This window comes from Paenibacillus sp., from assembly GCF_048976745.1.
In the GTDB taxonomy this organism is placed as follows: Bacteria; Bacillota; Bacilli; order Paenibacillales; family Paenibacillaceae; genus Paenibacillus.
Window position 1 is genome coordinate 1 of sequence record NZ_JBHGUU010000019.1, and the last position, 26,896, is coordinate 26,896.

15 protein-coding genes and 1 rRNA gene are annotated in these 26,896 nt (G+C 47.8%); 1 reads left to right on the forward strand and 15 read right to left on the reverse strand.

What is annotated here, in order from left to right; all coding sequences use genetic code 11:
* Nucleotides 1-202, reverse strand: a 16S ribosomal RNA gene (locus ACE3K2_RS23115); the annotation flags it as partial.
* A 758-nt stretch (nucleotides 203-960) separates the two neighbouring features.
* Here ACE3K2_RS23115 and ACE3K2_RS23120 point away from each other — a divergent pair.
* Entirely contained in the window at nucleotides 961-2,334 is a 1,374-nt protein-coding gene (locus ACE3K2_RS23120) for a molybdopterin-dependent oxidoreductase (RefSeq protein ID WP_421895567.1), read from the forward strand.
* A gap of 128 nt (nucleotides 2,335-2,462) precedes the next feature.
* On the opposite strand, the gene ligA is transcribed toward ACE3K2_RS23120, so the two are convergent.
* The 14 genes from ligA to uvrA all read right to left on the reverse strand — a co-directional run bounded on the left by ligA (nucleotide 2,463) and on the right by uvrA (nucleotide 26,585).
* Complete coding sequence (gene ligA, locus ACE3K2_RS23125; RefSeq protein WP_421895570.1) at nucleotides 2,463-4,478, reverse strand: NAD-dependent DNA ligase LigA; 2,016 nt, start codon at nucleotides 4,476-4,478, stop codon at nucleotides 2,463-2,465.
* 215 nt (nucleotides 4,479-4,693) lie between these two features.
* Nucleotides 4,694-7,048, reverse strand: a complete 2,355-nt coding sequence (gene pcrA, locus ACE3K2_RS23130) for a DNA helicase PcrA (RefSeq protein ID WP_421895573.1) — start codon at nucleotides 7,046-7,048, stop codon at nucleotides 4,694-4,696.
* A 458-nt stretch (nucleotides 7,049-7,506) separates the two neighbouring features.
* Complete coding sequence (locus ACE3K2_RS23135; RefSeq protein WP_421895576.1) at nucleotides 7,507-8,202, reverse strand: heptaprenylglyceryl phosphate synthase; 696 nt, start codon at nucleotides 8,200-8,202, stop codon at nucleotides 7,507-7,509.
* A gap of 115 nt (nucleotides 8,203-8,317) precedes the next feature.
* Nucleotides 8,318-9,193 carry a phosphatidylinositol-specific phospholipase C/glycerophosphodiester phosphodiesterase family protein gene (locus ACE3K2_RS23140; RefSeq protein WP_421895579.1) on the reverse strand — a complete coding sequence of 292 codons (876 nt, stop codon included), beginning with the start codon at nucleotides 9,191-9,193 and terminating at the stop codon, nucleotides 8,318-8,320.
* 134 nt (nucleotides 9,194-9,327) lie between these two features.
* Nucleotides 9,328-10,209 (reverse strand): dTDP-4-dehydrorhamnose reductase, encoded by an 882-nt coding sequence (gene rfbD / locus ACE3K2_RS23145; protein ID WP_421895584.1) that lies wholly within the window; start codon nucleotides 10,207-10,209, stop codon nucleotides 9,328-9,330.
* Entirely contained in the window at nucleotides 10,206-11,231 is a 1,026-nt protein-coding gene (gene rfbB / locus ACE3K2_RS23150) for a dTDP-glucose 4,6-dehydratase (protein WP_421895587.1), read from the reverse strand. The genes rfbD and rfbB overlap by 4 nt, the downstream gene beginning before the upstream one ends.
* A 54-nt stretch (nucleotides 11,232-11,285) precedes the next feature.
* Nucleotides 11,286-11,834 carry a dTDP-4-dehydrorhamnose 3,5-epimerase gene (rfbC, locus tag ACE3K2_RS23155; protein ID WP_421895590.1) on the reverse strand — a complete coding sequence of 183 codons (549 nt, stop codon included), beginning with the start codon at nucleotides 11,832-11,834 and terminating at the stop codon, nucleotides 11,286-11,288.
* Between the two features lie 181 nt (nucleotides 11,835-12,015).
* The gene (gene galU, locus ACE3K2_RS23160; RefSeq protein ID WP_421895593.1) at nucleotides 12,016-12,894 is read right to left on the reverse strand and encodes a UTP--glucose-1-phosphate uridylyltransferase GalU; all 879 of its coding nucleotides are present in this window, start codon (nucleotides 12,892-12,894) and stop codon (nucleotides 12,016-12,018) included.
* 75 nt (nucleotides 12,895-12,969) lie between these two features.
* A complete protein-coding gene (locus ACE3K2_RS23165) occupies nucleotides 12,970-16,620 on the reverse strand; it encodes an SNF2 helicase associated domain-containing protein (protein ID WP_421895596.1) in 3,651 nt (1,216 codons plus the stop codon).
* A 104-nt stretch (nucleotides 16,621-16,724) separates the two neighbouring features.
* Complete coding sequence (locus tag ACE3K2_RS23170) at nucleotides 16,725-19,238, reverse strand: DUF3656 domain-containing U32 family peptidase (protein WP_421895599.1); 2,514 nt, start codon at nucleotides 19,236-19,238, stop codon at nucleotides 16,725-16,727.
* Nucleotides 19,239-19,737: 499 nt separating this feature from the next.
* The gene (locus ACE3K2_RS23175; protein ID WP_421895602.1) at nucleotides 19,738-21,633 is read right to left on the reverse strand and encodes a stalk domain-containing protein; all 1,896 of its coding nucleotides are present in this window, start codon (nucleotides 21,631-21,633) and stop codon (nucleotides 19,738-19,740) included.
* A gap of 43 nt (nucleotides 21,634-21,676) precedes the next feature.
* Nucleotides 21,677-22,846: a S1C family serine protease gene (locus ACE3K2_RS23180; protein ID WP_421895605.1), complete on the reverse strand. Its 1,170-nt coding sequence runs from the start codon at nucleotides 22,844-22,846 to the stop codon at nucleotides 21,677-21,679.
* A 338-nt stretch (nucleotides 22,847-23,184) separates the two neighbouring features.
* On the reverse strand, nucleotides 23,185-23,397 hold the full coding sequence (locus tag ACE3K2_RS23185; RefSeq protein ID WP_017692026.1) for a hypothetical protein: 213 nt from the start codon (nucleotides 23,395-23,397) through the stop codon (nucleotides 23,185-23,187).
* Between the two features lie 329 nt (nucleotides 23,398-23,726).
* Nucleotides 23,727-26,585: an excinuclease ABC subunit UvrA gene (gene uvrA / locus ACE3K2_RS23190; RefSeq protein WP_421895609.1), complete on the reverse strand. Its 2,859-nt coding sequence runs from the start codon at nucleotides 26,583-26,585 to the stop codon at nucleotides 23,727-23,729.
* Nucleotides 26,586-26,896 lie beyond the last annotated feature (311 nt).

The following is a 26,896-nucleotide window of genomic DNA, read 5'->3' on the forward strand; positions in this document are numbered from 1 at the left end:
CTTCAGGCGAAGAAAACAATTATTCGGTATTAGCTACCGTTTCCGGTAGTTGTCCCAAACTTGAGGGCAGGTTGCCTACGTGTTACTCACCCGTCCGCCGCTAACCATCAGAGAAGCAAGCTTCTCTTCAAGTCCGCTCGACTTGCATGTATTAGGCATGCCGCCAGCGTTCGTCCTGAGCCAGGATCAAACTCTCCAATAAAGATGAATTTCAGTAGTGTGGTTAAACGCTATGAAAATCATCTCAAGTATTTGAAAAGAGCGATAAGCTCATTTTGAATCTGACGATTCATTGTGAATCAAAGATTCATTGTGAATCAAAAGTTACTATCCATTTGTTCAGTTTTCAAGGAACTTGTATGTCCGTTTATGTTGATATCTGTCAACCGGACAGGAATCTTATCATATCATGTTAACTAACTTGCTGTCAATACTTTGTTTTCGTCACCTTTCAAATGATTATGACAATCATTCGTTTGAAGCGACAAGAAATAATATATCATGTAGCAATCTATTTAGCAAGCATTTTTAATCTACCATCTGATATTATATAAGTCTTCATCAACAGTCCTTGCCTTAAGCCTATATGTACACATTACACTGTATCTGAAACAAAGATGGAACCCTATTAAAGGCTACTCCATATCAAAGAAACATGTCCTTTCTATAATATTGATTTCTAAAACCATACGTAATAAAGATCTATGATGAAGGTCAGCTAGAGTGCCTAATTGGGATAATTCCTGTTGGTTTGAAGAAAGTGATCCAAAAACTCTATAATAAGGTATATAGATATAGAGATAAGGCTAAGCAATCAAGTGTACTTCTTCATACGTAGTTATGAACAATCGTTAACCGTCTCGTATGAACCTTTGCACCGATAACGCACTCCATTCGCAGCTGGCTATTACATATTAAAGTTGAATAAACTCATTACTAACCTATATGGGGTGATCACACTTGAAACAATGGTTGAAGAACATGCGCAAAGGCTACGGCAAAAAGTTGGTTTCCATCCATGCTTGGAATGCCTGGATTGTTGTGATTCTTGCTATATCAGGTCTTATGCTGGTAGGTGGCTTTTGGCGAGAGATACTCGGAATTGGTCGTGTCTGGTTAAAATGGCTACATATCGTCGTGGGGCTAGCTATGCTGGCACCCGTGGTATATTACTTGATTTTGGCCGGAAAGCACTGGAAGCAGCTTCGTAATAGACCTTGGCAAAGGGTGAATACCATCTTTGTTCTTGCGTTGCTGGTCGGATGGTTACTCTCGGGTATTGTATTATGGCAGTTCAAGCTAGCCGGACCTCGATGGTCGAATGCTGCGCTTTTGATCCATGACCTGCTGACTTGGGTGGGCTTACCTTATATCATCTATCACTCCATAACTCGGACCAAATGGTTAAAGGACCCTGCACGTCGTGCGGTTAAAACCACCACAACTTCAACACGAACTCAAAATGCAGCTCAGCCATCTGATTCAATATCGGATGAAAATGAAACTCCGGCTGCTATATCTTCTTCCCATATTGATCACAGATCCGACAGAGATTCCCTCAAGCAGCCTGAGCGACCTGAACCTGTGTATACACGCCGAGCTTTCATCCGTTCTGCTGTAGGTGTTGGGCTCGCCGTCACGCTGGGACCTACATTTATATCCTGGGTAGGACGAAATCTCAAGATTGATAACAGTATCGATAGTATGCTGGAAAACGACCCTAACCGTATGGTTCCTTTGCCACAACCGCTGACAGCTTCCTCTCCTCCCATTGGTGGCGGAGCTGAAGGTCATTTCCGCGTATATACGGTTACGCCCATACCGTCCTTTTCCAATGCTAACTGGTCTTTCAGAATTGACGGACTGGTTGAACGGGCACAGGTTTGGAATTGGGAACAGTTCGTGAAGCTCGCGCGCACCGTACAGGTTAGTGATTTCCACTGTGTAACGGGATGGTCTGTATATAAGAATACCTGGGAAGGCATTTCACTTGCACAGCTTTTGAAGCAAGCCGGGGTCAAACCAGAAGCTCATAGTGTGAAGTTTTATTCCGGTGATGGTGTGTATACAGATGCCATTACGATGGATCAAGCACAAATGGAGGATATTATGGTCGCTGTCATGCATGATGGCAAACCCATCCCGGCTGATCTTGGCGGTCCTGTAAGGCTCGTCATTCCTCAGATGTATGCCTATAAATCGGTAAAATGGTTGAATCGCATTGAACTCATCGACAGCGAGCATATCGGTTACTGGGAAGAACGAGGATATGATAAGGATGCATGGCTTACAGGCGCATCTCAGCGCATCCCTAACAATATAAGTGGATCATGATCAGTTAAGACTGGTGAGTGCTCCTTTGTCGTATTAATCATTCAATAAACAGCAAAAGCCCCCGATCACGTATCCGTGTCTTCGGGGGCTTTCTAATATGAACTCTTTTGTACACTTATCCTCTAACCCTATGGGTTCAAAAGACGTACAAGTTCGTCCTCATCCTCAATCGTTGGAATACCGAGATCATGAGCTTTGGTCAACTTGCTACCTGCCTTCTCTCCGGCAATCACCAGATCTGTCTTTTTCGACACACTGCCTGTCACCTTCGCTCCGAGCGCTTCCAGTCTTTGCGTTGCCTCTTCCCGCGTCAGTTGGTGCAGCGTTCCGGTCAGGACGACGGTTTTGCCACTGAAGAAGGAATCTTCCACAACCACAACTTCTGATGCCTCAGGTGCCTGAGCTTTCACACCCAAGTTGAGCATTTTCTCAATTGCAGCCTGAGTAAACGGATCTGCAAAGAAAGTTACAATACTCTCCGCCACAATGCCACCGACGTCAGGTAGTTCAACCAATTCTTCTACGGTTGCATTCATAATGGCGTGCAGATCTCGGTAATGATCCGCAAGCATACGCGTGGTGGATTTACCTGTGTTCGGAATACCCAGTGAGTATAGGAACGAAGCCAGATCTCGATCCTTACTGTGCTCCAGCGCAGCGATAAGGTTGTTCGCTTTCTTTTCCCCAAACCGCTCCAGCTTTACCAGATCATCAAACTGTAACGTATACAGGTCGGCAGGCTCACGTACGTTCAATTCATCATACAGCTGAATCGCTGTTTTCTCACTGAATGTCTCAATGTCCATGGCATCACGGGAAGCAAAATGGGAAATACGTGCCACCGTCTGCGGTTTGCATGCCAGTCTGTTGTTACAGAACAGGTGCGCTCCACGTTGCTCCAGCGGGAATCCGCATGCCGGACACTGCTCAGGAAAGATGATCTCCTCGCCATCACTCTCCTCCGTCACTTTGCCCAGAATTTCAGGAATGACGTCGTTGGAGCGACGGATAAAGACCCGTGTGCCCAGAGCGAACTTCAGATTTTTGCGCTCAATGTCGCCGACATTATTCAGCGTACAGTTCTGTACCGTTACCCCGGCCAGTTCAACGGGTTCTACCCGTGCCAGAGGAGTTACTTTGCCAGTACGACCCACATTCCATACCACAGCGTTAAGAACTGTCGTGGTCTCTTCTGCCTCGAATTTATATGCTACCGCCCAGCGAGGGAACTTATCGGTATACCCTAGCACCTCGCGTGTGCGCATGTCCGTAATTTTGATAACAGCTCCATCGATCAGATAGTCCAGTTGACCCCGGTTCTCCTGTATCGCAGCCAATTGTTCCATCACATCATCAAACTCATGGAAATAAGTAATCGATGGATTAACTTTGAAGCGGTTCTCACGCAGGAAGTCCATCATCTGCTGATGATTGGTAAACTGAATGTCATCCGAATAACCTACGTTATAAAAATAAGCATTCAGCCGACGCTCAGCCGTCGCCTTTGGATTAAGGTTACGCAGTGCTCCCGCTGCTGCATTCCGCGCATTTTTGAGCGGTTCTGCCGCGGTCTCATTGTATCGATCCAGGACAGACAAGTTCATGATACCTTCACCCTGTACTTCAATCGTACCGGTTGTGTATGGAATTTTGAGTGGAACGGATCGGATCGTTTTCACCTGTGCCAAAATCCCTTCGCCTACGGTACCGTTCCCTCGTGTAGAGGCTTGCACCAACTCACCGTTGGTGTACGTCAAGTTCAGCGTCAATCCGTCAAACTTCAACTCAATGACATATCCTGGTTCCGGTAAAGGCGTATCGGGATTTTTACTGTTATAGTCATTAATCAGTTTCAGTACACGGGTATTCCAGCTACGCAGCTGCTCAATATTCTGTGCTTTGTCCAGACTCCATAATGAGGATAAGTGGCGATGTGGCGTAAACCCCTTGAGCAATTCGCCGCCCACACGCTGTGTTGGAGAATCCGGCAGAACGATGCCGCTTTCCTGTTCCAGCGTAACCAGTTCATCGTACAGAAGATCATACTCCTTATCGCTGATCTGTGGCTGATCCATCGTGTAGTACTGATAATTATGCTGGTTCAGCTCGGTAACGAGTTGCTCCATCCGGTGCATCGGGTCCATACAGGGCCATCCCTCCGTTAATTTGATCTATATATGTAGAACGAACACTCCTCTTGCGCGTGAACTCCGATAACAGAACAACTTTCCGATCGCTGTTATCCCCAGATTTCTTTTAATTCATGTGAAAAGGTAGAAATCCGGGGATAAAGGCGAACGCTTCGCTTCTTCAAGTTATTTCTGTTCTCTCCGTTATCGCGCAAAAGGAAGTTTCGTTCTTATTCTACTTTGGTAATCGGGGCAAAACCGGCAAGCAAACGTTTCACGCCAACCGGAGCCGGGAAGGCAATCTGAAGTTCGGTATCATTACCAGTCCCTTTTACAGCAACAATTGTGCCTGTCCCCCACTTGCCATGCTGCACTTTATCTCCTGCCTTGAATCCTGCTTCACCATTAGAAGCTACCGGCTTGGAAGCAGAAGATGGCGTAGAGTATGTTGGACGTGAGGTACTTGTGGTCACACGCGAAGTTGGCGTGGATGAGGTAGCAGATGACCCGCTCTTGCTTTGGTGATCAAAGAGCTTGGTACCACCGCCAAAGTTACTTCCTCCACTAGAACCTAGTCCACGTCCACCATATGAACCCCCTCCGCTGCTTCCACGGCGGTAACGATCACGAGCCATGGAGGTATCTTCCTTCAACTCATCCGGAATTTCATCCAGGAAGCGGGAAGGCGGGTTCGCCGTTGTACGTCCAAACAAGGTACGCATCTGTGCACACGACAGGAAGAGTTGCTCTTCTGCACGAGTAATCCCTACATATGCAAGTCGGCGTTCTTCTTCCAACTCTTCATTGTCCATAAAGGCACGACTATGCGGGAAGACCCCTTCCTCCATACCCACGATAAAGACAACCGGGAACTCCAGTCCTTTGGCGCTGTGCATGGTCATCAGGGTAACCGCATCGCTCTGATCCTCTTCATCATCGTTCATGCTGTCGATGTCCGCAATCAATGCAAGGTCGGTGAGGAACGAAACGAGCGTTTTGTCTTCATTATTTTTCTCAAATTCCATGGTTACGGACAGGAACTCTTCAATGTTCTCGAGCCGTGCACGGGATTCGAGTGTATTTTCATTTTGCATCTCAAGACGATATTGGCTCATCTCCAGAATCTTCTCGGTTAATTCAGTTACAGACAGATATTCTACCATCTGATGCAGAGCAGCGATCATGTCATAGAACTCCACCAGCGCATTACGCGTCCGGCCTGCAAAACCAAGATCATCCACGACCTGCAGTACTCGGAAAATGGAAATTCCACGCTCTCCTGCCGCAGCCGCCAGCTTCGCTACCGTTGTATCCCCGATGCTACGCTTCGGTACATTAATGATCCGGGTGAGACTGATATCATCGTCAGGGTTGGATAACAGGCGCAGATACGCCAGAATGTCCTTGATCTCTTTACGATCATAGAACTTGATGCCGCCGACAATCTGATACGGAATATCAGACTTGATCAGAATTTCCTCTATAACCCGGGACTGGGCATTGGTACGGTACAAAATAGCATGGTTCTGATAGGATTTGCCGTTCTTCACATTTTTACTAATCTCGGAAGTAACAAAATACCCTTCATCATGTTCAGAATCCGCACGGTATACCTTGATCTTCGAACCACCCTCTTTGTCTGTCCACAGTTTCTTCGGTTTACGCCCCGTATTCAGGCCGATCACTTCATTCGCTGCATTCAAGATGTTGGAAGTAGAACGGTAGTTCTGCTCCAGCAAAATGGTATTTGCTTCCGGGTAGTCTTTCTCAAAATTCAGGATATTGCTGATATCCGCCCCGCGCCAGCGATAGATTGATTGGTCACTATCCCCTACAACGCAGATGCGGTGATGGCTGTCAGCAAGCATGCGGCACAGCATGTACTGTGCCCGGTTCGTATCCTGATACTCGTCCACGTGAATGTACTGGAATTTCTTTTGGTAAAAGTCGAGGACCTCCGGTACTTCCTTGAACAGTTGAATGGTCTGCATAATAAGATCATCAAAATCAAGTGAGTTGTTGGCTCTTAACTTTTTCTGATACATCTTATATATCTTCGCTACAATACCCTCGAAATAGTCTCCTGCCTGCTTCTCATATTGCTCCGGACTGATCAGTTCATTCTTGGCCGTGCTCATCATCGCTTGAACTGCTTTGGGCTCGAATTTCTTGGTATCGATATTTTGGTCTTTCATACAGCTGCGAATTACAGATAATTGGTCCGATGAGTCCAAAATACTGAAGTTGGAGGTAAAGCCAATACGTTCAATATCACGGCGCAAAATACGCACGCACATGGAGTGGAATGTGGACACCCAGATATCGCGGCCTTGGGAGCCACCAACCAGTTGGGAAACCCGGTCCTGCATCTCACGGGCGGCTTTGTTCGTAAAGGTAATCGCTAAAATGCCCCACGGAGGTGCTTTCCGTGTTGCAATGAGGTAGGCAATCCGATGTGTCAGCACCCGGGTCTTGCCGGAGCCCGCTCCGGCCATAATCAGCAGCGGGCCATCCGTCGCCTCGACGGCTTGCCGTTGAGGGGTGTTAAGCCGTGCAACGGCATCATGTATATTTACAGGTTGCATGCATGCATGCTCCTTTCGTTGGTTGGTCTTGTATAATTGAACTATCCATTACACTTGGACTTCGATTGCAGCAGCATCTTCCGATCGCTGTTATTCCCGGATTTTTGATCTACCTTTTCAAAGGTGAAAATCCGGGAATAAAGGCGAACACTTCGTTTCTTCAGATTGCTCCTGCACTCTCCGTTTCTGTGTAAACATAGCCTATATACGAATTGTTGGTAAGAGGTAAAAATCCGGTAATAAAGGCAAACGCTCCGCTTCTCCAGCTTAATTCTGTCCTCTTCGTTCTCGTGTAAAAAATAGTTCAGCTTATATTTAAGATAGTAAAAATACAAGAGAGAACACTTCGTTTCTGTGTAAACGACATTATGCTCATATAATTTCTTAAAATTAGTAAGGGCAAAGTTCTATTTTAACAGATCATAAGGGGAAAATGGGGGATTGGTAAACTAAACCGATTAAATGGTTCCTTTTACGGCCAACACTGTCTCAAGTGCCTTATTCAGATCGCTGTATACAATGTTGCCTACTACAACGGTATCAGCCACCTGGGCAGCTTGCGTGGCTTTCTCCGGATCATCAATTCCGCCGCCGTAGATGAGGTGTGCCCGATCCAATTGTCTGTGTGTCTCACCAACAAGCTCCATATCACCGAACGTTCCGCTGTACTCCATGTATACAATGGGAAGATTGAGCAGACGCTCCGCAGCCTGGGCATATGCCATCGCAGCTCCTGTCGTCAGTTCGGTATCTGCACCCGTCAACCGCGCTACCGTGGAGTTTGCATTAAGCACAATATAACCCTCGGCAATCAGCAGATCCCAAGGGATGAGATAACCATAACGTTCTATGGCCCGCTGGTGGTGTCCAATCATCCATTTGCTGTCCGTTGCATTCAGGACCATCGGGATCAGATATCCGTCAAACCCGGGAACAACCGCCTCCAGATCGGATACTTCAAGCACACAGGGCAACTCATAGCGCCGCACACGGGACATCAGGTCTACCGTGTTATCATAAGTAATCCCGGAAGATCCGCCGACGATAATTGCATCGGTCCCCGAGACGCAGACCAGATCGAGTTCTTCGTCTGTAATCTCCCGGTCCGGGTCAAGCTTAAATACATGTCTCCACTGCTTAATCATGTCTATCAACGAACATTCCTCCAGAGGTTCTTCTGCATCCTAGAAAGCTTGTAAACTAAGTCTAAGTCAGCAGGCAGTGAGTGTCAATGTTCGTATAAAAAGGGGAACAGAAAAACGTAATTTTTTACGGTTTCCAAGCAAAACGTGTGTTCATCTCATCCAGTTCCTGCTCCGTTAACACATCCGAGTAAACCCCGTACACGCCCCATTTCTCATAGTTAGCCACCTGTTCAGTGTCATTAATGGTGTGTACGTAAGTGACCGCCCCCGCACTATTCAACTTGGCGACGAAATTCTGGTTTACTTTATATTCCGGCATGGTTACGGCATCAATTTCATTCTTTTGCACAAAATCAACAACCTGATCTTCAGTATCCTGTGTGGCATATAACGTATAGATGATGGAAGGGAAGGTATAGACTTCTTTCACTGTTTCAAGCATCGGTTCGTTATAGATCTGTACCACCACCCGATTCAGCACAGATGGATCATGTTCTTTGGCTGCATCCACGAGGGACCTTAACACCTGCTGAATATCTTCGTCCTTCTGTTCCTTGGTGTCGGTGACGATATACATATCCGGGTACTCAGCCAGTACATCTATAATGCCATCGGCATCCATGGGTTGATACATGCCCAGAATAGGCGTATTCATGAACTCATCATGTGTCAGCGCCCCGGCCTGTTTATCCTCCGAAAGTTCTTCGTCTTGTCCTAGCATTCTGCTCATATTCGCAGTCCATTCATGTCTGGCTACAGCTATGCGATCCGAGGTCAGCATAAAGTCGATCTCAAAGACACGTGTGCCTTTCTCGTAATTGGCGATCATCGCTTCATAGGCGTTGGTATATGGTTGATCACGAATGCTGCCCATCGCATGGGCTATTAATCTATAAGCGGCAAATCCGTCCCGTTGCTCTTCACTCTCGCTTTTATAGGCGAAAAAGAGTGTGCCCACGGTAACGATCAGTAGTATTAACACGGCGGCAATGCGTTTCATATGGCATTCACATCCTCGGTAGCTTTTTGTTAGCTAACTACCCGAATTGGGGAGGTGCAAAACAAATAGCCGCTTGAAGGCGGCTGTTAAATGGTGGATAGAATTAAGGGATAAAGCACGGGCCATCAACATACTCAGTCTTTTTGGGCTACACTCAACTCTTTCAAAAACGCAATCAGTGCCTCACGCCAAGGTCTCAGAGGTTCCAGACCATTCGTTCGAATCGCCAGTTGATCCATTAGCGAGTATGCAGGACGAGGGGCAGGACGCGGAAACTGATTGGTTGTGCATGGCGTAAGTTCGGCTGTCGGCTCGAACCCACTCTGCTTACTGGCTTCTTCTCTTATTGCCTCTGCAAACTCGTACCATGTGCACGTTCCAGAATTGGAAGCATGATAGATACCAAATTTTCTGCTCGTAGAAAGGGTATGAATGAATGAGGCAAGATCCACCGTATAGGTTGGCGAACCTTGTTGGTCATGAACAACTTGAAGTTGTGGATGCTTCACCATAAGTTCCAGCATGGTTTTGACAAAATTACTGCCATAAACACCAAACACCCATGATGTTCGAATGATAAACCATTGCGTACACAAACTTTGAACAAGACGTTCCCCAGCAAGCTTCGACTTGCCATAAACACTCTGTGGATTTGTTACATCGTACTCCCGGTAAGGTGTCCTCCCTCTCCCGTCGAATACATAATCCGTACTGATATATACCAGTTTTGCTTTCACACTCTCGGCAGCAACCGTAATATTTCTAGTACCTGATGCATTAATTGCATATGCTGTATCCTCATCTGCCTCAGCCTGATCGACCGCCGTGTAAGCAGCGCAGTGAATAATGATGTGCGGTCGGAACGATGTAATCATATCTGTGCACTGCTGTTGATCGGTAATATCCATCTGGTTCTTGTCACAGGCCAATACCTGATGCCCCTCTGCTTCGAAGGTCTTCACCACATCATAACCCAGCTGTCCCGCCGCGCCAGTTACCATAACTCTATAGTTCATTTGGACGAATCACCCATTCGCTTACCGTACTGAAGCTGAACATAGTCCTGATATGTGCCTGATTGAATTCTCGTCCACCAATCTTGATGTTTCAAATACCACTGAATCGTCTCCTTAATCCCTGTCTCAAAATTGTGTGCAGGTTGCCAGCCGAGCTCGGTACGTATCTTGGTAGGATCTATACCGTAACGTCGATCATGCCCCAACCGATCCTGTACATATTGAATCAAACTCGCTGGTTTTCCCAGTTGCTCCAATACGCTCTCCACAATGTATATATTAGTACGTTCATTATTACCACCAATGTTGTATACTTCGCCAGATTGTCCATTATGAATCACCAGATCAATCGCGCTGCAGTGGTCCTCGACATAAAGCCAGTCACGAATATTGAGCCCGTCACCATATACTGGGATGGCTTCATCATTCAATGCACGGGATATAATCAGCGGAATCAGTTTCTCCGGGAATTGAAAAGGTCCGTAGTTATTAGAGCAACGTGTAATATTTACAGGAAGTCCAAACGTTTCATGATAGGCTCTTACGAGCAGATCCCCGCCAGCTTTACTTGCAGAGTAAGGACTGTTAGGCATCAGAGGTGTATCTTCAGTAAATAAACCTGTTGCACCTAGTGATCCATATACCTCATCTGTAGATACCTGAACAAATTTGGTGACTTGATATTTCTTTGCCGCATCCAATAGAACCTGAGTACCCATCACATTGGTACGCACAAAGATATCCGGGGACAGAATACTTCGATCCACATGAGACTCGGCAGCAAAATTCACAACCACATCAATGCCTTTGGAAAAAACAGCCTCCATCTGCTGTACATCTGCAATATCTGCTTTGATGAAGGTATATTGGGGATTGGACTCTACTGTATGCAAGTTCTCCAAGTTCCCCGCATACGTTAATGCATCCACATTGATAATCTCATAACTCGGATGTTCACGAAGCATATATAATACAAAGTTGCTGCCGATAAATCCGGCCCCACCCGTAACAAGTAGTTTCATGCTGTCTCTCTCCCTCTGCCTCCAGATACAGAAGTATCTGAAAAGTCTGATTAATTAGTCGAAGTTCAGTTCAGCATCTTTCAGTAAAGGATGCTTTTGATCCTTCTCCGATAATATAGGTTGCGTCACAGGCCAATCAATGGCGAGCGCCGGATCGTTCCACAGAATTCCACGGTCATGTTCAGGCGAATAATAGGCGTCCACCTTATAAGTTACCTGGGAATGAGGCACCAAGGTGCAGAAACCATGAGCAAATCCTTGAGGAACAAGCAGTTGCCGCTGGTTGTACTCACTTAGAATGACACTTTTCCATTGGCCAAAGGTAGGGGATGACGTGCGGACATCCACAATTACATCATATATAACCCCTGATATAACCCTCACCAATTTAGTCTGTGCTTTGGGTTGGAGCTGGTAATGAAGCCCTCGCAGAACACCTGCTTCTGCCGACAAGGATTGATTGTCCTGAATAAAGACGTGCTGTATCCCCTGTTCATGCAGAACCTGCTCATTATAACTCTCCATAAAATATCCACGGTGATCACCATAAATCTTGGGTTCCAATATGGCTGCGCCATCCATAAACAGCGGAAGCACCTTCATGACATCCCTCCGTTTTGCTGTTGACATCATTTCTTCATATTGACTATGTATATGTAAATTGTCGGGCAAGTGTTTGTTCATTGGCCTGTATAACCCTCATATTTACTCTTCCATAAAATAAATGAAAGCCCAGCCGCGACATCATTCTTCGGCTGGACTTCAAGGGCATGCGGAAAATCATTTATTGATCCTTTACGATTTGTTCCAAATACTTTAAGAGATCTTTCCGTAGATCCGGGCGCTGTAACGCATAATGAATCGACGTTTCAATAAAGCCCAACTTCTCTCCAACATCATGACGCAGTCCGTCAAAATGATAAGCAAGAATCTGCCGCTGTTCATTCAATCGGGACAAGGCATCCGTGAGCTGAATTTCGCCCCCAACACCAGCAGATTGCTGACCTAGTATCTCAAAGATATCCGGAGTAAGAATGTATCGTCCCATAATAGCAAGGTTAGAAGGGGAATCTTCAGTCTTTGGTTTTTCAATTAAGCGGCCCGCGCGAAAGACACGATCATCGGTAGGAGTCAGCAATTCTCCGTCTACAATCCCGTAGCGGGATACCTCGCTCCAATCCACAGGCTGTACACCAACAATCGGAGATTGCAGTTCATCGTAGACATCAATCATCTGCTTCAGGCAGGGATGATCGGCTTCCACAATGTCGTCCCCTAACAGGACGGCGAAAGGTTCATTGCCGATAAACTTGCGGGCGCACCAGATGGCGTGACCAAGTCCCTTCGGTTCCTTTTGACGGATATAATGGATATCTGCCATCTCGGAAGGTTTGCGTACTTCGTTAAGCAAGTCCCACTTCTGTTTGTCCGCCAGTTTCTGCTCCAGCTCAAAAGAATAGTCGAAGTGATCCTCAATGGCCCGCTTCCCTTTACCTGTCACAATAATGATATCTTCAATGCCAGAAGCTACGGCTTCTTCAATAATGTACTGGATCGTTGGCTTATCCACGATGGGTAGCATTTCCTTAGGCATCGCCTTGGTGGCAGGCAGAAACCGGGTACCCAGCCCTGCAGCTGGAATAATCGCTTTGCGAATACGCACACGAACCCACTCCTTTTGCTAGATACATATTTTAATATATTTAATGATTCTGAGTGCTCCGATGCTTGGACTTCATTATACCATCAACAATTCCCTGATATCCTGTTCGGATAAAGTCGTTGATCCTCGGTCTCCCGGTTCGATCACTTCGGCAATTAAGTCTTTCTTCCGCTGCTGGAGTTCCAAAATCTTCTCTTCGATTGTACCTTCGGTAACTAAACGAATGACTTGCACCACTTGTTTCTGTCCCATACGATGGGCACGGCCGATCGCCTGTTCTTCCACCGCGGGATTCCACCACAGATCATATAATATAACGGTATCTGCCCCAGTTAAGTTTAGCCCTGTTCCTCCAGCCTTCAGGGAGATTAAGAACAGTTCAGCTTCACCCTCGTTAAATCTGTGACACATCTCCACCCGGCTCTGCGCAGGGGTTTGACCATCAAGGTAAAACAGGTTTCTTCCCTGTGCCGCGAGCGTCTGGCGAATCAGATTCAACATGCTTGCAAATTGGGAGAAGATAAGAATGCGTTTGCCTGCCGCCAAACAATCCTCGACCGTTTCCAGCAACTGCTCCATTTTCCCGGAATCGCCTTGATAGCCTTCAACAAAGAGAGCCGGATGACAGCACAACTGACGCAAACGCGTGATACCAGCCAGAATTTTGATACGATTCTTCTGGAATCCGTTATCCTCCATATCCTTCGTTGCTTCATCCTGAAGCTGGGAGAGGTATGCGGCGTAAAGTTTCTTCTGTTCAACCGTAAGCTCTGACCGCTGTACCGTTTCAATGCGATCAGGCAATTCTTCCAACACATCCTTCTTCAGGCGGCGCAGAATAAACGGACGCACCATCCGCGAGATCCGTTCCGGAGGAAGGTCGCGGAATCTTCTGTAACTTGGAAATAACCCAGGGAATACGGCTTCAAAAATAGACCACAATTCATCCAGCGAGTTCTCTACAGGCGTTCCTGTGAGTGCAAAACGACGCGGCGCCTGAATTTGTTTCACTGCCTGCGCGGTCTGGGAAGAAGCATTTTTGATTGCCTGAGCTTCATCCAGAATGAGCGTATGGAAAGTTCGGCCCAGATAGGTGTCCAAATCCCGTCGCAACAGAGGATACGACGTCACAATCACATCTGCCTCATCCATACCTGAAAGCATATTGGCTCGTTCTTCTTTCTGACCTGCTGCGATCAAGACGTTCAGATGCGGGGCGAACCGTGCAAACTCATTAGCCCAGTTGTAGGTCAGCGAGGCAGGAGCCACGACAAGTACTGGAGGATGAGTAACCCTCGTTCGGATCGTCAATCCATCCTGCTGTATCGTGGACCATAAACCATCCGTATTCTCTGAAGCCATCTTATCCAATGGGAGTCCAGTTTCGGGATCGATGCCAGCAGTACCCTCCGTTGTACTGCCCCATAGCGATCCGCTCTCCCGGTATTTATCAACGCCCGTATGGTCCATATTGTACTCAGGCTTCTCTTGAAGAACCGCTGTGATATAGGCGATGCTTTGCAACGTTTTGCCAAGTCCCATATCGTCCGCCAGAATGCCGCCAAAACGATAATAAGCGAGGGTACGCAGCCACTGGTATCCGCTGTTCTGATAATCACGCAGGATAGGAGTGAGAGCTTCCGGTAACGCAAAATCCATCCGCTCGGGATCTCGCAGATCATCAAGGAAACGTTTCAGGGAGCCTCCCCACTTCACATGACCAGAGACTTCATCCCTGCCTGGCAATTGTAACGCCCGAACAGCTGGCAGCCGTATATGGCTGCTCTGGATGTCACCTGCTCCCAGTCCGAGTGAATCGGCCATGTGAGCGAAGCTGTCTGCACCTTCATTTTCAAGCGAGAGAAAGACACCGCTCTTGAGACGGAAATACGGTTTCTTTTCCACAATGCGGCGCATAAGTTCTTGAAGTTCCTGCTCGTCCACACCTTCCATCTCAAATGAAATCTCCAGCCAGTCCAATCCTCTCCCCAAATCTGCTCGTACTTTCGGCGGTGTTGGATAGGATTGCACCATCGCCTTCACGGCGTTTGGCATGTAGATATCTACCTGTTTCTCAAGTTCAGGCAACAGATGATACATAACATCATAGATGGCATCTTCCCGTTCGCTCGCCCAGACACTACCCTCCCTTTCGAGAAAGGATCGATCCAGCCGTTCAATCAGATTCCGCTCTTTGTATCGATCACGCACCAAAATAACCTTTTTCTCTTCTTCATCGATCAAGTACTCTGCCAGCGGATTAATAACCATGACCTCGTAGTCGAATTCCAGACGTGCTGTAATACGCTCACGATAGAAGTCAATGTATAACTTAGGTGAAAGTTCCGGTTCCGCGATCTGTTCACGCACTTGCGAATCAATGGACAGATGTCCAAGCGTGCGCAGTTCTGGCACGACATGTTGCACAAACTCATCCACCTGCTGAGTCGAAATATCGATGCTTTCCTTGATCCCATATGAGGTAAGTGCTCCACTCAAGTCCTCCAGACTTCGCATCTGCATCGGCTCCAACATATGCAGCTGTCCTTCCACCACCGCGGCATCATAAGCAGGAAGAAGAATCAGCTCACGCAGTCCGGAAATTTCAAGCTGATACCCTTCATTTGTTCCTTGAGCGATCCGGTAAAACAAAGGCAATACGCCCTCGCCCAGCGTGAGTGGTCCATTGGCAAATCCTGTACCCTCCATCCGACTGTCCGCCTGTAGCAGCAATTCCAGCAATGGCTTCCATACGAGTGGAGCAATCAATATATCCCTTCCATCGGAAGCTCCCAGATAACCGGAAATGGATTGGCGATATGCTTCTTCGCTCTGTCTCATTCGGATAAGCATCGAGAGAATGGCCTGATCCTGCGGAGTGAACACATGCATCAATGGATCATAGTGGAACAACTTGGTGAATGACATCGGTTCGCCTTTCTCGATGCAGTTCAGGAATTGCTTCACTTTTTGCACCACATACAGACGTTTGTTACCCACTTTTAGTTCAAGAGCGAGTTTCCCTCCGCCCTTATGAACCTGTATCAGCTTACATATAAACTGGACCTGCAACTCTTCCCGCAGGGAGGATCGGTTGACAGGAGCAGTGTATTTACGATCATTTCCATGCAGCGGTCTCCGATCCTTGGCAAACATGGACAGAATCTGATCCGCCGTACGGTAAGAAGGTTTATCTGCCGAGCGGCCCCACCCCGAAGCTGAGCTTGGCCGACCTGCTTGGGCAAAATGAACCGGAGAACGCTCTGGAGCATCATTCAGTTGCTCTCGTTGTGAAGCGGACTGAGGGCGCTCCCACACACTCTCTTCGACTAGCGTCCCAACCTTGGACTTGGAACCAAAGTTAGAACTGGTATTGGCTCCTTGGCCTGTAGCAGGTTGAGGAGGCTTCCCAGAAACATTCGTGGCATTACGCTCCTGCTGCTCACCCCATTCGTGAATAGCCAACAGGACAGCAGCGACATGTTTGCAATAGTCATAATGTCTGCCGTCACCCGGACAACTGCAGCCTGCCACAACCTCACCTGATCCATCTATATCCACCGTCACCTGATAGCGCTCCGATCCACGTACCTGTGCTTCATAATGAAGCTGATCCTCACTAACCACCAGATTGGTCACTCTGCCAGATTGGTTATAATCTTCTCCGCGCTTGAATGCCGTGACCCCGCACAGCAATTTGATATCCATAATTGTGAATGGCGCCACGCTTCTTCGCCTCCTGTGTCATGATGTAAAAAAACCCCAAGAGCTCCTTGAAGCAGAGTTTGGGGTTCCTTCATGCTTGTAACTGTTGTTATACCATACAATCGTTATTTCACCAATTGACCACGTGTAACGCCCAGTTGGTTCGTTGCTTTGAGTGTTTTCCAGACTTGTGTACCACTGATCTCGCCGCGCAGTGCACGGTTGTACAGATCGATAACTTCACGTACCTGCTCCGGTGTCTCTTCCAGGAATTCCACACGGTAACGGGATACACCCAGTTCCATAAAGTTGGTCAGATACTCGGCACCTGACTGCTCCACCGCATTGTATACCGTATTACGGCAGCCTTCGTCCACACGCACCGGGTGGGACATACCGATCCGGTCTTGCAGGGATGCACGCTGTTCCTCACAAGGACGACCACAGTTCGTGAAGTCTGTTCCTTCACTCATAAACGTACAATACACACAGTGCTCGGTGTGGAACATCGGCAGATGCTGATGGATAACCACTTCGGTCTGACTTGTACGGGAGTGGCCCAGCAAATCAACCATTTGTTGAATGTTCAGGTCATAGGATGGGGTAATCCAGTCACATCCGGCTTCTAGGAACAATTCAACGGCTTTGTGATTGGCGATGTTCAATGAGAAGTCACCGATCAGTTCCGGGTGCTTCGCATCCGGGTTTTCCATCCGGTGGCGAAGGTAGAAGTACAGTGCGCCTGTATTACGAACCAATACCGCATCTGGCTTCAGACGCAGGATGTTGTTATGATATCCGTTCTCCCCAGGCATATGAATACGCGGTGTTGCCAGCGCGATCTTGCGACCAGCGGCATGCACAGCTTCCACGGCTGCCGGGAACTGCTTGATAAACTCGAAGTCGGCATAGATCATGCCGATCCCCGCTTCAATCGCTGCCTCCACTTGTGGCAGGCTGCGACAGAGCGCGGTCAGCTCTGCTTGACCGCGAGCGACTGGCGATGCCGGTTTAACCGAATCGCCGTATACATCTACCGCCCGTTTCACGTAGACGGGTGGTTTAGGACGCTCGCCCGCGAGTTGCTCTACCGCCTGACGGCGAATGTTATTCAACTCGCGCATCGGGATGATGACGTCACCGTGCAGGTTGACGTCCATTCCTTCCAACTGGAACACGGTGCCTCCCAGACGTCCGAACTGCTCTTCGAGCAACTCATGTGTCATTGGACGCTTCTGGGCGATGTCCAGTTCCATCTCGGAATCAATCCGAACGGTCGTGCCTTTCTGCACGTCTGTCCACCATGTGCTAAGCGGCTGCCCCGGGCTGCCGATGACCTTCACCTTCACCGGGAATACACGGTACGGCTTCTCGGTCTCGAAGCTTTGACGCAGTCGTTTGTCCAGCGCCGGGTCATTTGTTTTCCACACTTTGTCGCCAACTTTTACACGGCGCAGATCTACGTCACTGCGGCCTGGCACAACATCAACGATCCAGCCCTCTTCGGCTTCGCCTTCGAGTTTTACGCCTTTGCGACGTACATCGTATACCCGTCCGCCCTCTTCCTTCTGAGTCGGGTCTCCCGCGTCAAATACAATTCCGTCTCCCCGTTTCACGGGTGCATCCAGCTTCAGGACCACACCATCACGCAACACTTGATCTACACGACCGAGGTAGACACCACGGCTTTTCGGGAACGTTCCATCCACCAGTTCTTTGTTGTTTGTACCGCTCAGGAAACCATGCGTGAATCCACGGGAGAAGCTTTGCTGCAATTCGCGAACTTCTTCCTTGCTTGGCGGTGTGTTATCTCCATCAAAATAACGGTCAATCGCTTTACGATATTTGCTTACTACGTTTGCTACGTATTCCGGCGTTTTGAGACGTCCTTCAATTTTGAAAGAAGTTACCCCTGCTTCGATCAGTTCAGGCATCAGATCAATCGCTGCCAGATCCTTCGGAGACAACAGATAAGCCACATCACCCATCGGCTTGTGCACCCCATCCACCATCAAGTCATACGGCAGACGACAAGCTTGCGCACACTCCCCACGGTTCGCGGAACGTCCTCCCCACATTTCGGAAGTTAGACACTGCCCGGAGTAGGATACACACAATGCACCGTGAACAAATACTTCCATTGGAAGTTTTGCCTGCTCACCGATCTTCTGGATCTGCTTCAGGTTGTTCTCCCGTCCCAGAACGACACGTTCCATATCAAACGGCTTTGTGAACTCAACCGCTTCCGGTGATGTAATCGTCATCTGTGTGGAACCGTGAATTGGGAAATCTGGCGAGATCTCGCGGATCATCTTCACCAGACCCAAATCCTGAACAATTACAGCGTCCACACCTGCATCGACACATGCATCAATGAGTTCTTTGGCATCCGTCAATTCATTTTCAAAAATCAATATATTAAAGGTCAAAAAACCTTTTACGCCATAACTGTGCAAAAACGCCATAATCTCCGGCAGCTCGTCCATGCGGAAATTGTTCGCCCGTGCCCGTGCATTAAACTTTTCGACTCCGAAGAAAATTGCATCTGCGCCATTGGCTACCGCCGAACGCATACAATCCCAGTCACCCGCGGGTGCCAGAAGTTCAACGTCTTCTCTTCGTATTGTTGCTGTTTTCATGTAGATCCTCCCCATAGCCGGCTTACGCCGGATTTCATCCCTATATCCTTAAACGCCTGAACATACCAAGCCTAAGACTGCACCTTATCGGGTACACCTGCATTGTCAACGTATTACTATATCTATCTATTATGTTGTATTGCCTGAAATCCAAGCTTACAGTCATTCATAATCATCCGATCAGCAGTCATAACTCCTGAACTAGTATAGTGTACCACTTCTGCACCGACTCTTCTACGTTTTCCTGAAAAAACCGTTTACCATTTTCATTTCCATTAAGATTTACACTAGGCACTCCGATAGCAGTACCATCTTCCGATCGCTGTTACCCCCAGATTTTTTTATTTCCTTTTTTAAAGGAAATAATCTGGTGATAAACGCGCACGCTTCGCTTCTTCAGATCGGTTCTGCACTCTTCGTCCCAGTGTAAATATTTAATTTATCTTATAAAGGAAACAAATAAGCCGGAAGGTCACTGACCCTCCGGCATGCATCAATATTATTTAATAAAAGTAAATGAGTTCACTGCTTTTTCCAAGGCAGCCACCTGAACTTCTGTTTTGTTGGCATCATTCAGACCACTTGTGATCGTATAGGTTGTTCCGTCCTTTTCAAACACGATCTGGCGACCCGCATAAGGCACACCTTTGTCCACTTCATGATACGTAAAGGAAAATGCAGGCACACCCGCAAACGTCAGTTCCTCACTGCGAAGCAGCTGAAAGTTTTTCCGCGTTTTGGTGGCTTCGGCATAAGCTTCTCTCAGTTGACTGACCGTCATCTCGATCGACTTGTCTTCGCTCGCCGCAATGGAGAATTCTCCGCCCGTGAAGGTGTACACCACAGGTGAATATTCGAATCGATCACTGTAAGGTGTCCAGTAACGCGGAATATCCACACTGTATTTATAACGTTTGGACGTACGTGTAAGTGTCTTCGTTTTGTCTGTCAAATAAGGATCTTCATCCAGCTGACCGAAATTATCGGCAACCGTATCAAAATCAATCTCCACACTTTTCATGATCCGTTCAAACCATGCCCGATCTGCAACCTGATCCTCAGGGAACGTATACTCTGCATAATATCGATACCCATTCTTCTGCAAAAGAACATCAAACTCGGTCTGCCAGCCGCCGCCAAAGTTATAACGGAATTCATTCACCTCAGCAGTCTCTCCCGAGATATCCATCGTATATGAATCAATGGGCTCGTAACTCTCTGGTGTAAATGTCTCGAGCATCCACTTATCCAGTTGGCCGCTCCAGTCTTTTACCGTAGTACCTGCCTTCGCCGACGTGACACGCCATTGCAGATAGGCACCATCCTTGGCTTCATAGATCATTTGATTGTTGTCCATTGACCAGCCGGCAGGAATCTTCAATTCAATACCATAATCATCATTCCATGCGGAGCGCATGCCATTATCTACGGTGGACAGATCCTTAATCGTTCGATCCGATTCCGCATAGGTTGGCTGGAATGAATTGAGCAGCGCCGCACGTTTGCCCAGATCCTTATAATTCAGAGCTTCGTAATCCGCGAGGTACACATCATATTGACGACCTTCGCTCAGATACTGACGCATCTCCCACAACATGCCGTCGACATCTTTCACGATAATGCGTGCATAAGGCGTTTTGCCTTTCGACACTGCTTCGCGATCCAGCACGGTATCTCCCGATTGTTTGGCCTCCTGGACAAGTTGCTGCAACAGATCATCCGCATCCAGAGCCACATCCTGATCGCTGACATATACTTCGAGATAATAACTGTTGTCCGCAGCGCCAAAGGTCATCATGCGCTCCTGCTCACCGGTCTGGAAAACCATAAGGTCAGCCGGATAGTTAATGGACCAGCCGTAAAAGCTGTTGCCGATTCTGGTTTTGCCTTCATCCGGATGAAGGCCACCCTCATCGTCTACCAAATCATCGGTTTGCAACAGACGAATGACCATTTCTCCGGAGCTGGTTGGAGCTAATGTCGCTCCGATACCGGCAGCAACCGGACGAAGTGGAACCATAAGTACGCCATTCACCATCTTGGGAGCGGCACCCATCTCATGTTTCACACCGTCCACCCAGGCAATTGAACTGCCAATCGTTAGGGTGACCGTGTGCGGACCTTCCTTGATTTTGACAACATCATTTTTCTCCAGCCGGATTTCACTGCCAAATGCTTTCTTGAATACACCAACAGGTACCATCGTTACACCCTTGACCTTGTATGGTTTGGCTATGGCCTGCTTATCGCCGTTAATGTAGGCGCTCGTGCTACCCGCTTTGACACGCAGTTCACTTGTCGTCAGATCAGATGCCCATACAGGCAATGCCACGCCAATGGTCAGCATCCCGGTTAATACACCTGTGCTTAGCACACGTATCCATGACTTTTTCATTCCGTTCTTTCGTCCTCTCTCCATCCGGGCTGATCGCCGGGCTTTATTGTTCTTCATCTGCAAGGAACGCTTCATCTTCCTCGTCTACGATGTCTGCGCGATCAGCAAGCACCAACGTGCGGGTAACGATATCGCCATCCGTTTGCATCAATAGCTTTACCTTTTGCCCAGGCAGATACGTTTTGAGCAGTTCATTGATATCCACTACTGAGGAGACACGTTTGCCCGCCACACTATAGATGACGTCGCCCTCTTTAATTTTGGCTTTCTTGGCTTCAGGAGACAGTACGCCCGTAATCGTTAACGGATCATCTGTCGGCAGGCCCACAATGGCAGACCAGCTTTCTTCCAGCTGCAGCCCCAGACTTGCACGTTTTATTTTGCCATATTTAAAAAACTGATCGATGATATATTGAACGGTATCCACCGGAATCGAAAATCCCAAACTCTCTATGCCAACCGCAGAAAATTTCATGGAATTGATACCAACGACTTCACCCTTCAGGTTGACCAGCGGTCCTCCGCTATTTCCTGGGTTAATGGCCGTGTCGGTCTGAATCAACCGGTAGGTCGCCTCAACACCACGATTCAATCCGCTAATTACGCCTACCGTTGCCGAGTTGCGCAAAGAAAAGGAAATCGGCGTACCCAAGGCAATCACCGTTTCTCCAACAGTGGTTTGTGAAGCTTTGGCGAAGTTCGCCGGTTTGAGTGATTTGGCATTGATTTTGATTAACGCCAGATCACTGAGTGCATCACTGTATGTTTTCGTAATTTTGTATGTATTTCCATCCGTTGTTACGACCACCGGGTTTATTAATCCATCCACAACGTGAGCATTTGTTACGATCCATCCATTGGACCGAATAATGACACCTGTACCATGTGCAAGATTATAGCGGTCGTCTGATGATGCGCCTTCCTGCAGTTCGGTAGATTTCCCAATAATGCCTACAACCGAAGGAGATACCTTTTCGATCACTTTGGGGATGGCTTCACTTCCCTTGTACGTGTACGTTCCAGATTTGGCATCATATTGTCCACTTCCACCAACCGCCTTGAGCAGATCCTTGGTGTTCACATAGACTTGACCGTCTACCACTTTCGCTTGCATCGCCGCTTTGGATTCAGCTGCACCGGCCGTTGCCGCTACACTAATCGAGAGTACAGCAGCCATCAGTATGGCTATTCCCTTTTTACCCAACACGCTCATATTCTCACCTGACCCTCTCTATACATCCTTCTTGCGCGACTCGACATCGGATTCATCACTGAATCTATTCTCTCTTTCTCTCATCTGCAATTCCGGTATCCTTCAATGTATCATACAAAATCTGGATATACAATTGTTTTAAGTCCTATTTTAGTAGAGAAGGTAGAATCTTGTTCAATCGTTCAGGATAAACGAAAAAAACACCCTCCATGTCTCTCCTGGAAAGTGTTCCTCCATACCTCTTTTAGAGGTTGTTCGAAAAGTCCGCTTTTGATTACGAATCATGCCTAGTGGCATCATCAGCATCGAAGTTGGAATTCAGCCGAAATAAGCGCTTCCTACTGAGCAAACCAACCGGTTATCATCGCATAGTCCGTCATCAGAAATACAAGCAGGCTGACTACTGCAAATCCGATCGCAAACAGATTCTTCTTCGGTGCCCGAAGAAGGCGAACAACTCCAATGAAAATCAGGATCGTAAATAAGATGACAAAAATATCAAATGCATTAAAATTTGATGTACTCGCCGTGGCAGCTTCTGCAAACAGCATGGATAGACAGACCTCCTTACCATAGTTGAACAGCTAACGCATACCCTAATATCTTCCTCTATGTTATCTGTACCCTGCTTGTAATGCAAGCCCTATCATCCATAAAAATGAAAAAAATCCAATATGGCCGAATATTCCTGTAAAGCACGTCATCATGCATATGTAAACACTTTCACGATATAACTTGGAGTCCGAAGAAAAACTGTGCAAATGAAAAGCCCTTCTTCTCAGAAGCAGAGCACATCAGATCGTAATCCAACGTCTCAACTTTTCGAAAAGAAGGGCCAATAATGCCACTTCATATTGATATAACTACGGGTTAGAGGACCTTAGTCCACCAATTGCAGTGCCTTGCTGCGCTCGGTATCCCGTTCCAGAACCGGCTTCAAGTACTTCCCTGTATAGGAAGCTTCCACTTGAATGATATCCTCAGGTGTTCCAGTTGCAACAATGGTTCCTCCACCGCTACCACCTTCTGGACCCAGATCAATAACATAGTCAGCCGTTTTGATCACATCCAGGTTATGCTCGATGACCAACACCGATTCCCCGGAATCAACCAAACGATGCAATACGTTCAGCAAACGGTCGATATCATCGACATGCAACCCCGTAGTTGGCTCATCGAGGATGTAGATGGTTTTCCCCGTACTGCGGCGATACAGCTCGGAAGCCAGCTTCACCCGTTGCGCTTCGCCACCAGACAAAGTTGTTGCAGGTTGTCCCAGATTGATATAACCCAGACCCACATCCATTAGTGTCTGCATTTTGCGATGGATCTTCGGAATGTTCTCGAAGAACTGGGTTGCATCTTCAACCGTCATTTCCAGCACATCGGAAATATTTCTGTTTTTATATTTCACTTCAAGCGTTTCCCGATTGTATCGTTTGCCTTTGCAGACTTCACAAGGAACATAAACGTCCGGCAAGAAGTGCATCTCGATCTTGATAATGCCGTCTCCACGGCAGGCTTCACAACGTCCACCTTTGATATTGAAGCTGAACCGGCCTTTCTTGTATCCACGCACTTTGGCTTCATTCGTCTGAGCGAACAGATCCCGGATATCATCAAAGACACCAGTGTAGGTAGCCGGGTTGGAACGTGGCGTCCGCCCGATTGGCGATTGGTCAATATCGATGACTTTATCAATATGCTCCAGACCACGGATTTCTTTGTGCTGACCCGGACGAACGCGAGCACGGTTCAGATCACGTGCCAGTGTTTTGTACAGGATCTCATTGATCAATGTGGATTTACCTGAGCCGGACACACCCGTTACCGCAGTAAATACACCCACTGGAATCTTCACGTTCAGATTCTTGAGGTTATTTTCTTTGGCTCCGCGCACTTCCAACCAGCGATCCCCTACACTTCTACGTTCTGTACGAATAGGAATGAATTTGCGTCCACTCAGATATTGACCGGTTAAGGAGTTCTCATCATTCATGATCTCCTCTGGTGTACCCTGTGACATAATGGTACCTCCGTGGATACCTGCACCAGGGCCAATATCAATAATATAGTCAGCAGCCATCATCGTATCCTCATCATGTTCAACCACGATCAACGTGTTACCAATGTCACGCATATGTGCAAGTGTTGAGATCAGACGGTCATTATCCCGTTGATGCAGACCGATACTTGGCTCATCCAGAATGTACAGCACACCCATCAGGCTGGAACCGATCTGTGTAGCCAATCTGATCCGCTGAGCTTCCCCACCGGACAATGTTCCGGCAGCACGACTCAGTGTAAGGTAATCCAGACCAACATTCACCAGGAAGCCGAGACGGCTGTTGATTTCTTTTAAAATCAGTTTGGCAATCGTCTGCTCTTTCTCCGTCAATTCCAATGTATCAAAGAATCGGCCAGCTTCACCAATGGACAAACTAGTCACATAGGCCATGTTGTGATCATTGATCGTAACCGCAAGACTTTCGCGTTTCAGACGCTGACCTTTACATGTACCACAAGGCTTCGCACTCATGTAACCCTCAATAAATTCACGGATACCTTCAGATGCTGTATCACGGTAACGACGCTCCAGGTTATTCACGATACCTTCAAAGGTAACCAGCGCTTCCTTCCGTTGTCCAAAATCATTCTCATAGCGGAAACGGATTTTCTCCGTACCTGTACCCTGCAACAACTTGTTCATCTGCTCAGCTGGCAGATCTTCGACAGGTACATTTTGGGGAATGTTGAAGTGCTCACATACTGACTTCAGGAACTGCGGATAATAGGTGGACGTTCCACCTGTCCAGGCATCAAAAGCACCATCTTCTATCGTCTTGCTGCGATCCGGTACGAGCAGATCAGGGTCAACGATCATTTTCACACCTAACCCATCACAATCCGGGCAAGCCCCGAAAGGACTGTTGAATGAGAACATCCGTGGTGCCAGCTCTTCAATACTGAATCCGCACACCGGGCAGGCAAAGTTGGAACTGAATCGCAGCTCTTCTTCGCCCATAATGTCCACGAGGAGCTGTCCTCCAGACAGATTAAGTGCCGTTTCAATGGAGTCAGCCAAACGGGCCTGTACATCATCCTTAACAACGATCCGGTCAACAACCACTTCAATCGTATGTTTCTTGTTTTTCTCCAATTGAATATCCTCTGACAGGTCACGCAATTCCCCGTTCACCCGTACACGGACAAAACCCTGCTTGGACACATCAGCAAACACACTTTTGTGCTCACCCTTACGACCCGAGATAATGGGTGCCAAAATCTGCAACCGGGTACGCTCCGGGTATTGCATAATACGGTCAACCATTTGTTCTACCGTTTGGGAGCTGATCTCAACGCCATGGTCCGGACAATGTGGATGGCCCACACGTGCAAATAACAGACGCAGGTAATCATAAATTTCGGTTACGGTTCCCACTGTGGAACGTGGGTTACGGCTTGTTGTTTTCTGATCTATTGAAATGGCAGGAGATAATCCTTCGATGGAATCCACATCCGGTTTCTCCATCTGTCCCAGAAACTGCCGTGCGTAAGCTGACAATGATTCTACATAACGTCGCTGTCCTTCAGCGTAGATGGTGTCAAAAGCCAGCGAGGACTTGCCCGAGCCACTCAGGCCGGTCAATACAACAAAGCGGTCACGCGGGATGGTAATGTCGATATTTTTCAGGTTATGCGCTCGTGCGCCTTTAATGACAATGTTATCGCTCGCCAATAGTATTCATCCTCTCAAATTTACTAATCCAACCTTTTAAAAGGCTTTTCGATCCCTCCCAAACCCTCCCTTCCAAGGGAGGGCCCCAGAGGGCGCAGCCCTCTGGACACCCGAAACAAGCGGTGCAACGGTGAGGGGTCGGGTCTAGCTATGTGAAGGGTTGTCGTGTGCCCGCGGCTCCGCATAAGATTCCGGCCTATTGCCGAAACCTTATGCGACCGCTCTACTGCGAGGTGACGCTCTCGGCTTCGCCGCGTTCGCGACAAGGTCGCCATTGCCTTCGGCTCGGCTCCAAGGTCAAGAGCGGGACG

What these genes read in the sequence shown, in the direction of transcription:
- ligA (WP_421895570.1), bottom strand. Translation starts at nt 4,478, where the DNA reads ATGGACCCGATGCACCGGATGGAGCAACTCGTTACCGAGCTGAACCAG.
- pcrA (WP_421895573.1), bottom strand. Translation starts at nt 7,048, where the DNA reads ATGCAACCTGTAAATATACATGATGCCGTTGCACGGCTTAACACCCCT.
- ACE3K2_RS23140 (WP_421895579.1), bottom strand. Translation starts at nt 9,193, where the DNA reads ATGAAACGCATTGCCGCCGTGTTAATACTACTGATCGTTACCGTGGGC.
- rfbD (WP_421895584.1), bottom strand. Translation starts at nt 10,209, where the DNA reads ATGAACTATAGAGTTATGGTAACTGGCGCGGCGGGACAGCTGGGTTAT.
- rfbB (WP_421895587.1), bottom strand. Translation starts at nt 11,231, where the DNA reads ATGAAACTACTTGTTACGGGTGGGGCCGGATTTATCGGCAGCAACTTT.
- rfbC (WP_421895590.1), bottom strand. Translation starts at nt 11,834, where the DNA reads ATGAAGGTGCTTCCGCTGTTTATGGATGGCGCAGCCATATTGGAACCC.
- ACE3K2_RS23170 (WP_421895599.1), bottom strand. Translation starts at nt 19,238, where the DNA reads ATGAAAACAGCAACAATACGAAGAGAAGACGTTGAACTTCTGGCACCC.
- ACE3K2_RS23175 (WP_421895602.1), bottom strand. Translation starts at nt 21,633, where the DNA reads ATGAAAAAGTCATGGATACGTGTGCTAAGCACAGGTGTATTAACCGGG.
- ACE3K2_RS23180 (WP_421895605.1), bottom strand. Translation starts at nt 22,846, where the DNA reads ATGAGCGTGTTGGGTAAAAAGGGAATAGCCATACTGATGGCTGCTGTA.
- ACE3K2_RS23185 (WP_017692026.1), bottom strand. Translation starts at nt 23,397, where the DNA reads ATGCTGTTTGCAGAAGCTGCCACGGCGAGTACATCAAATTTTAATGCA.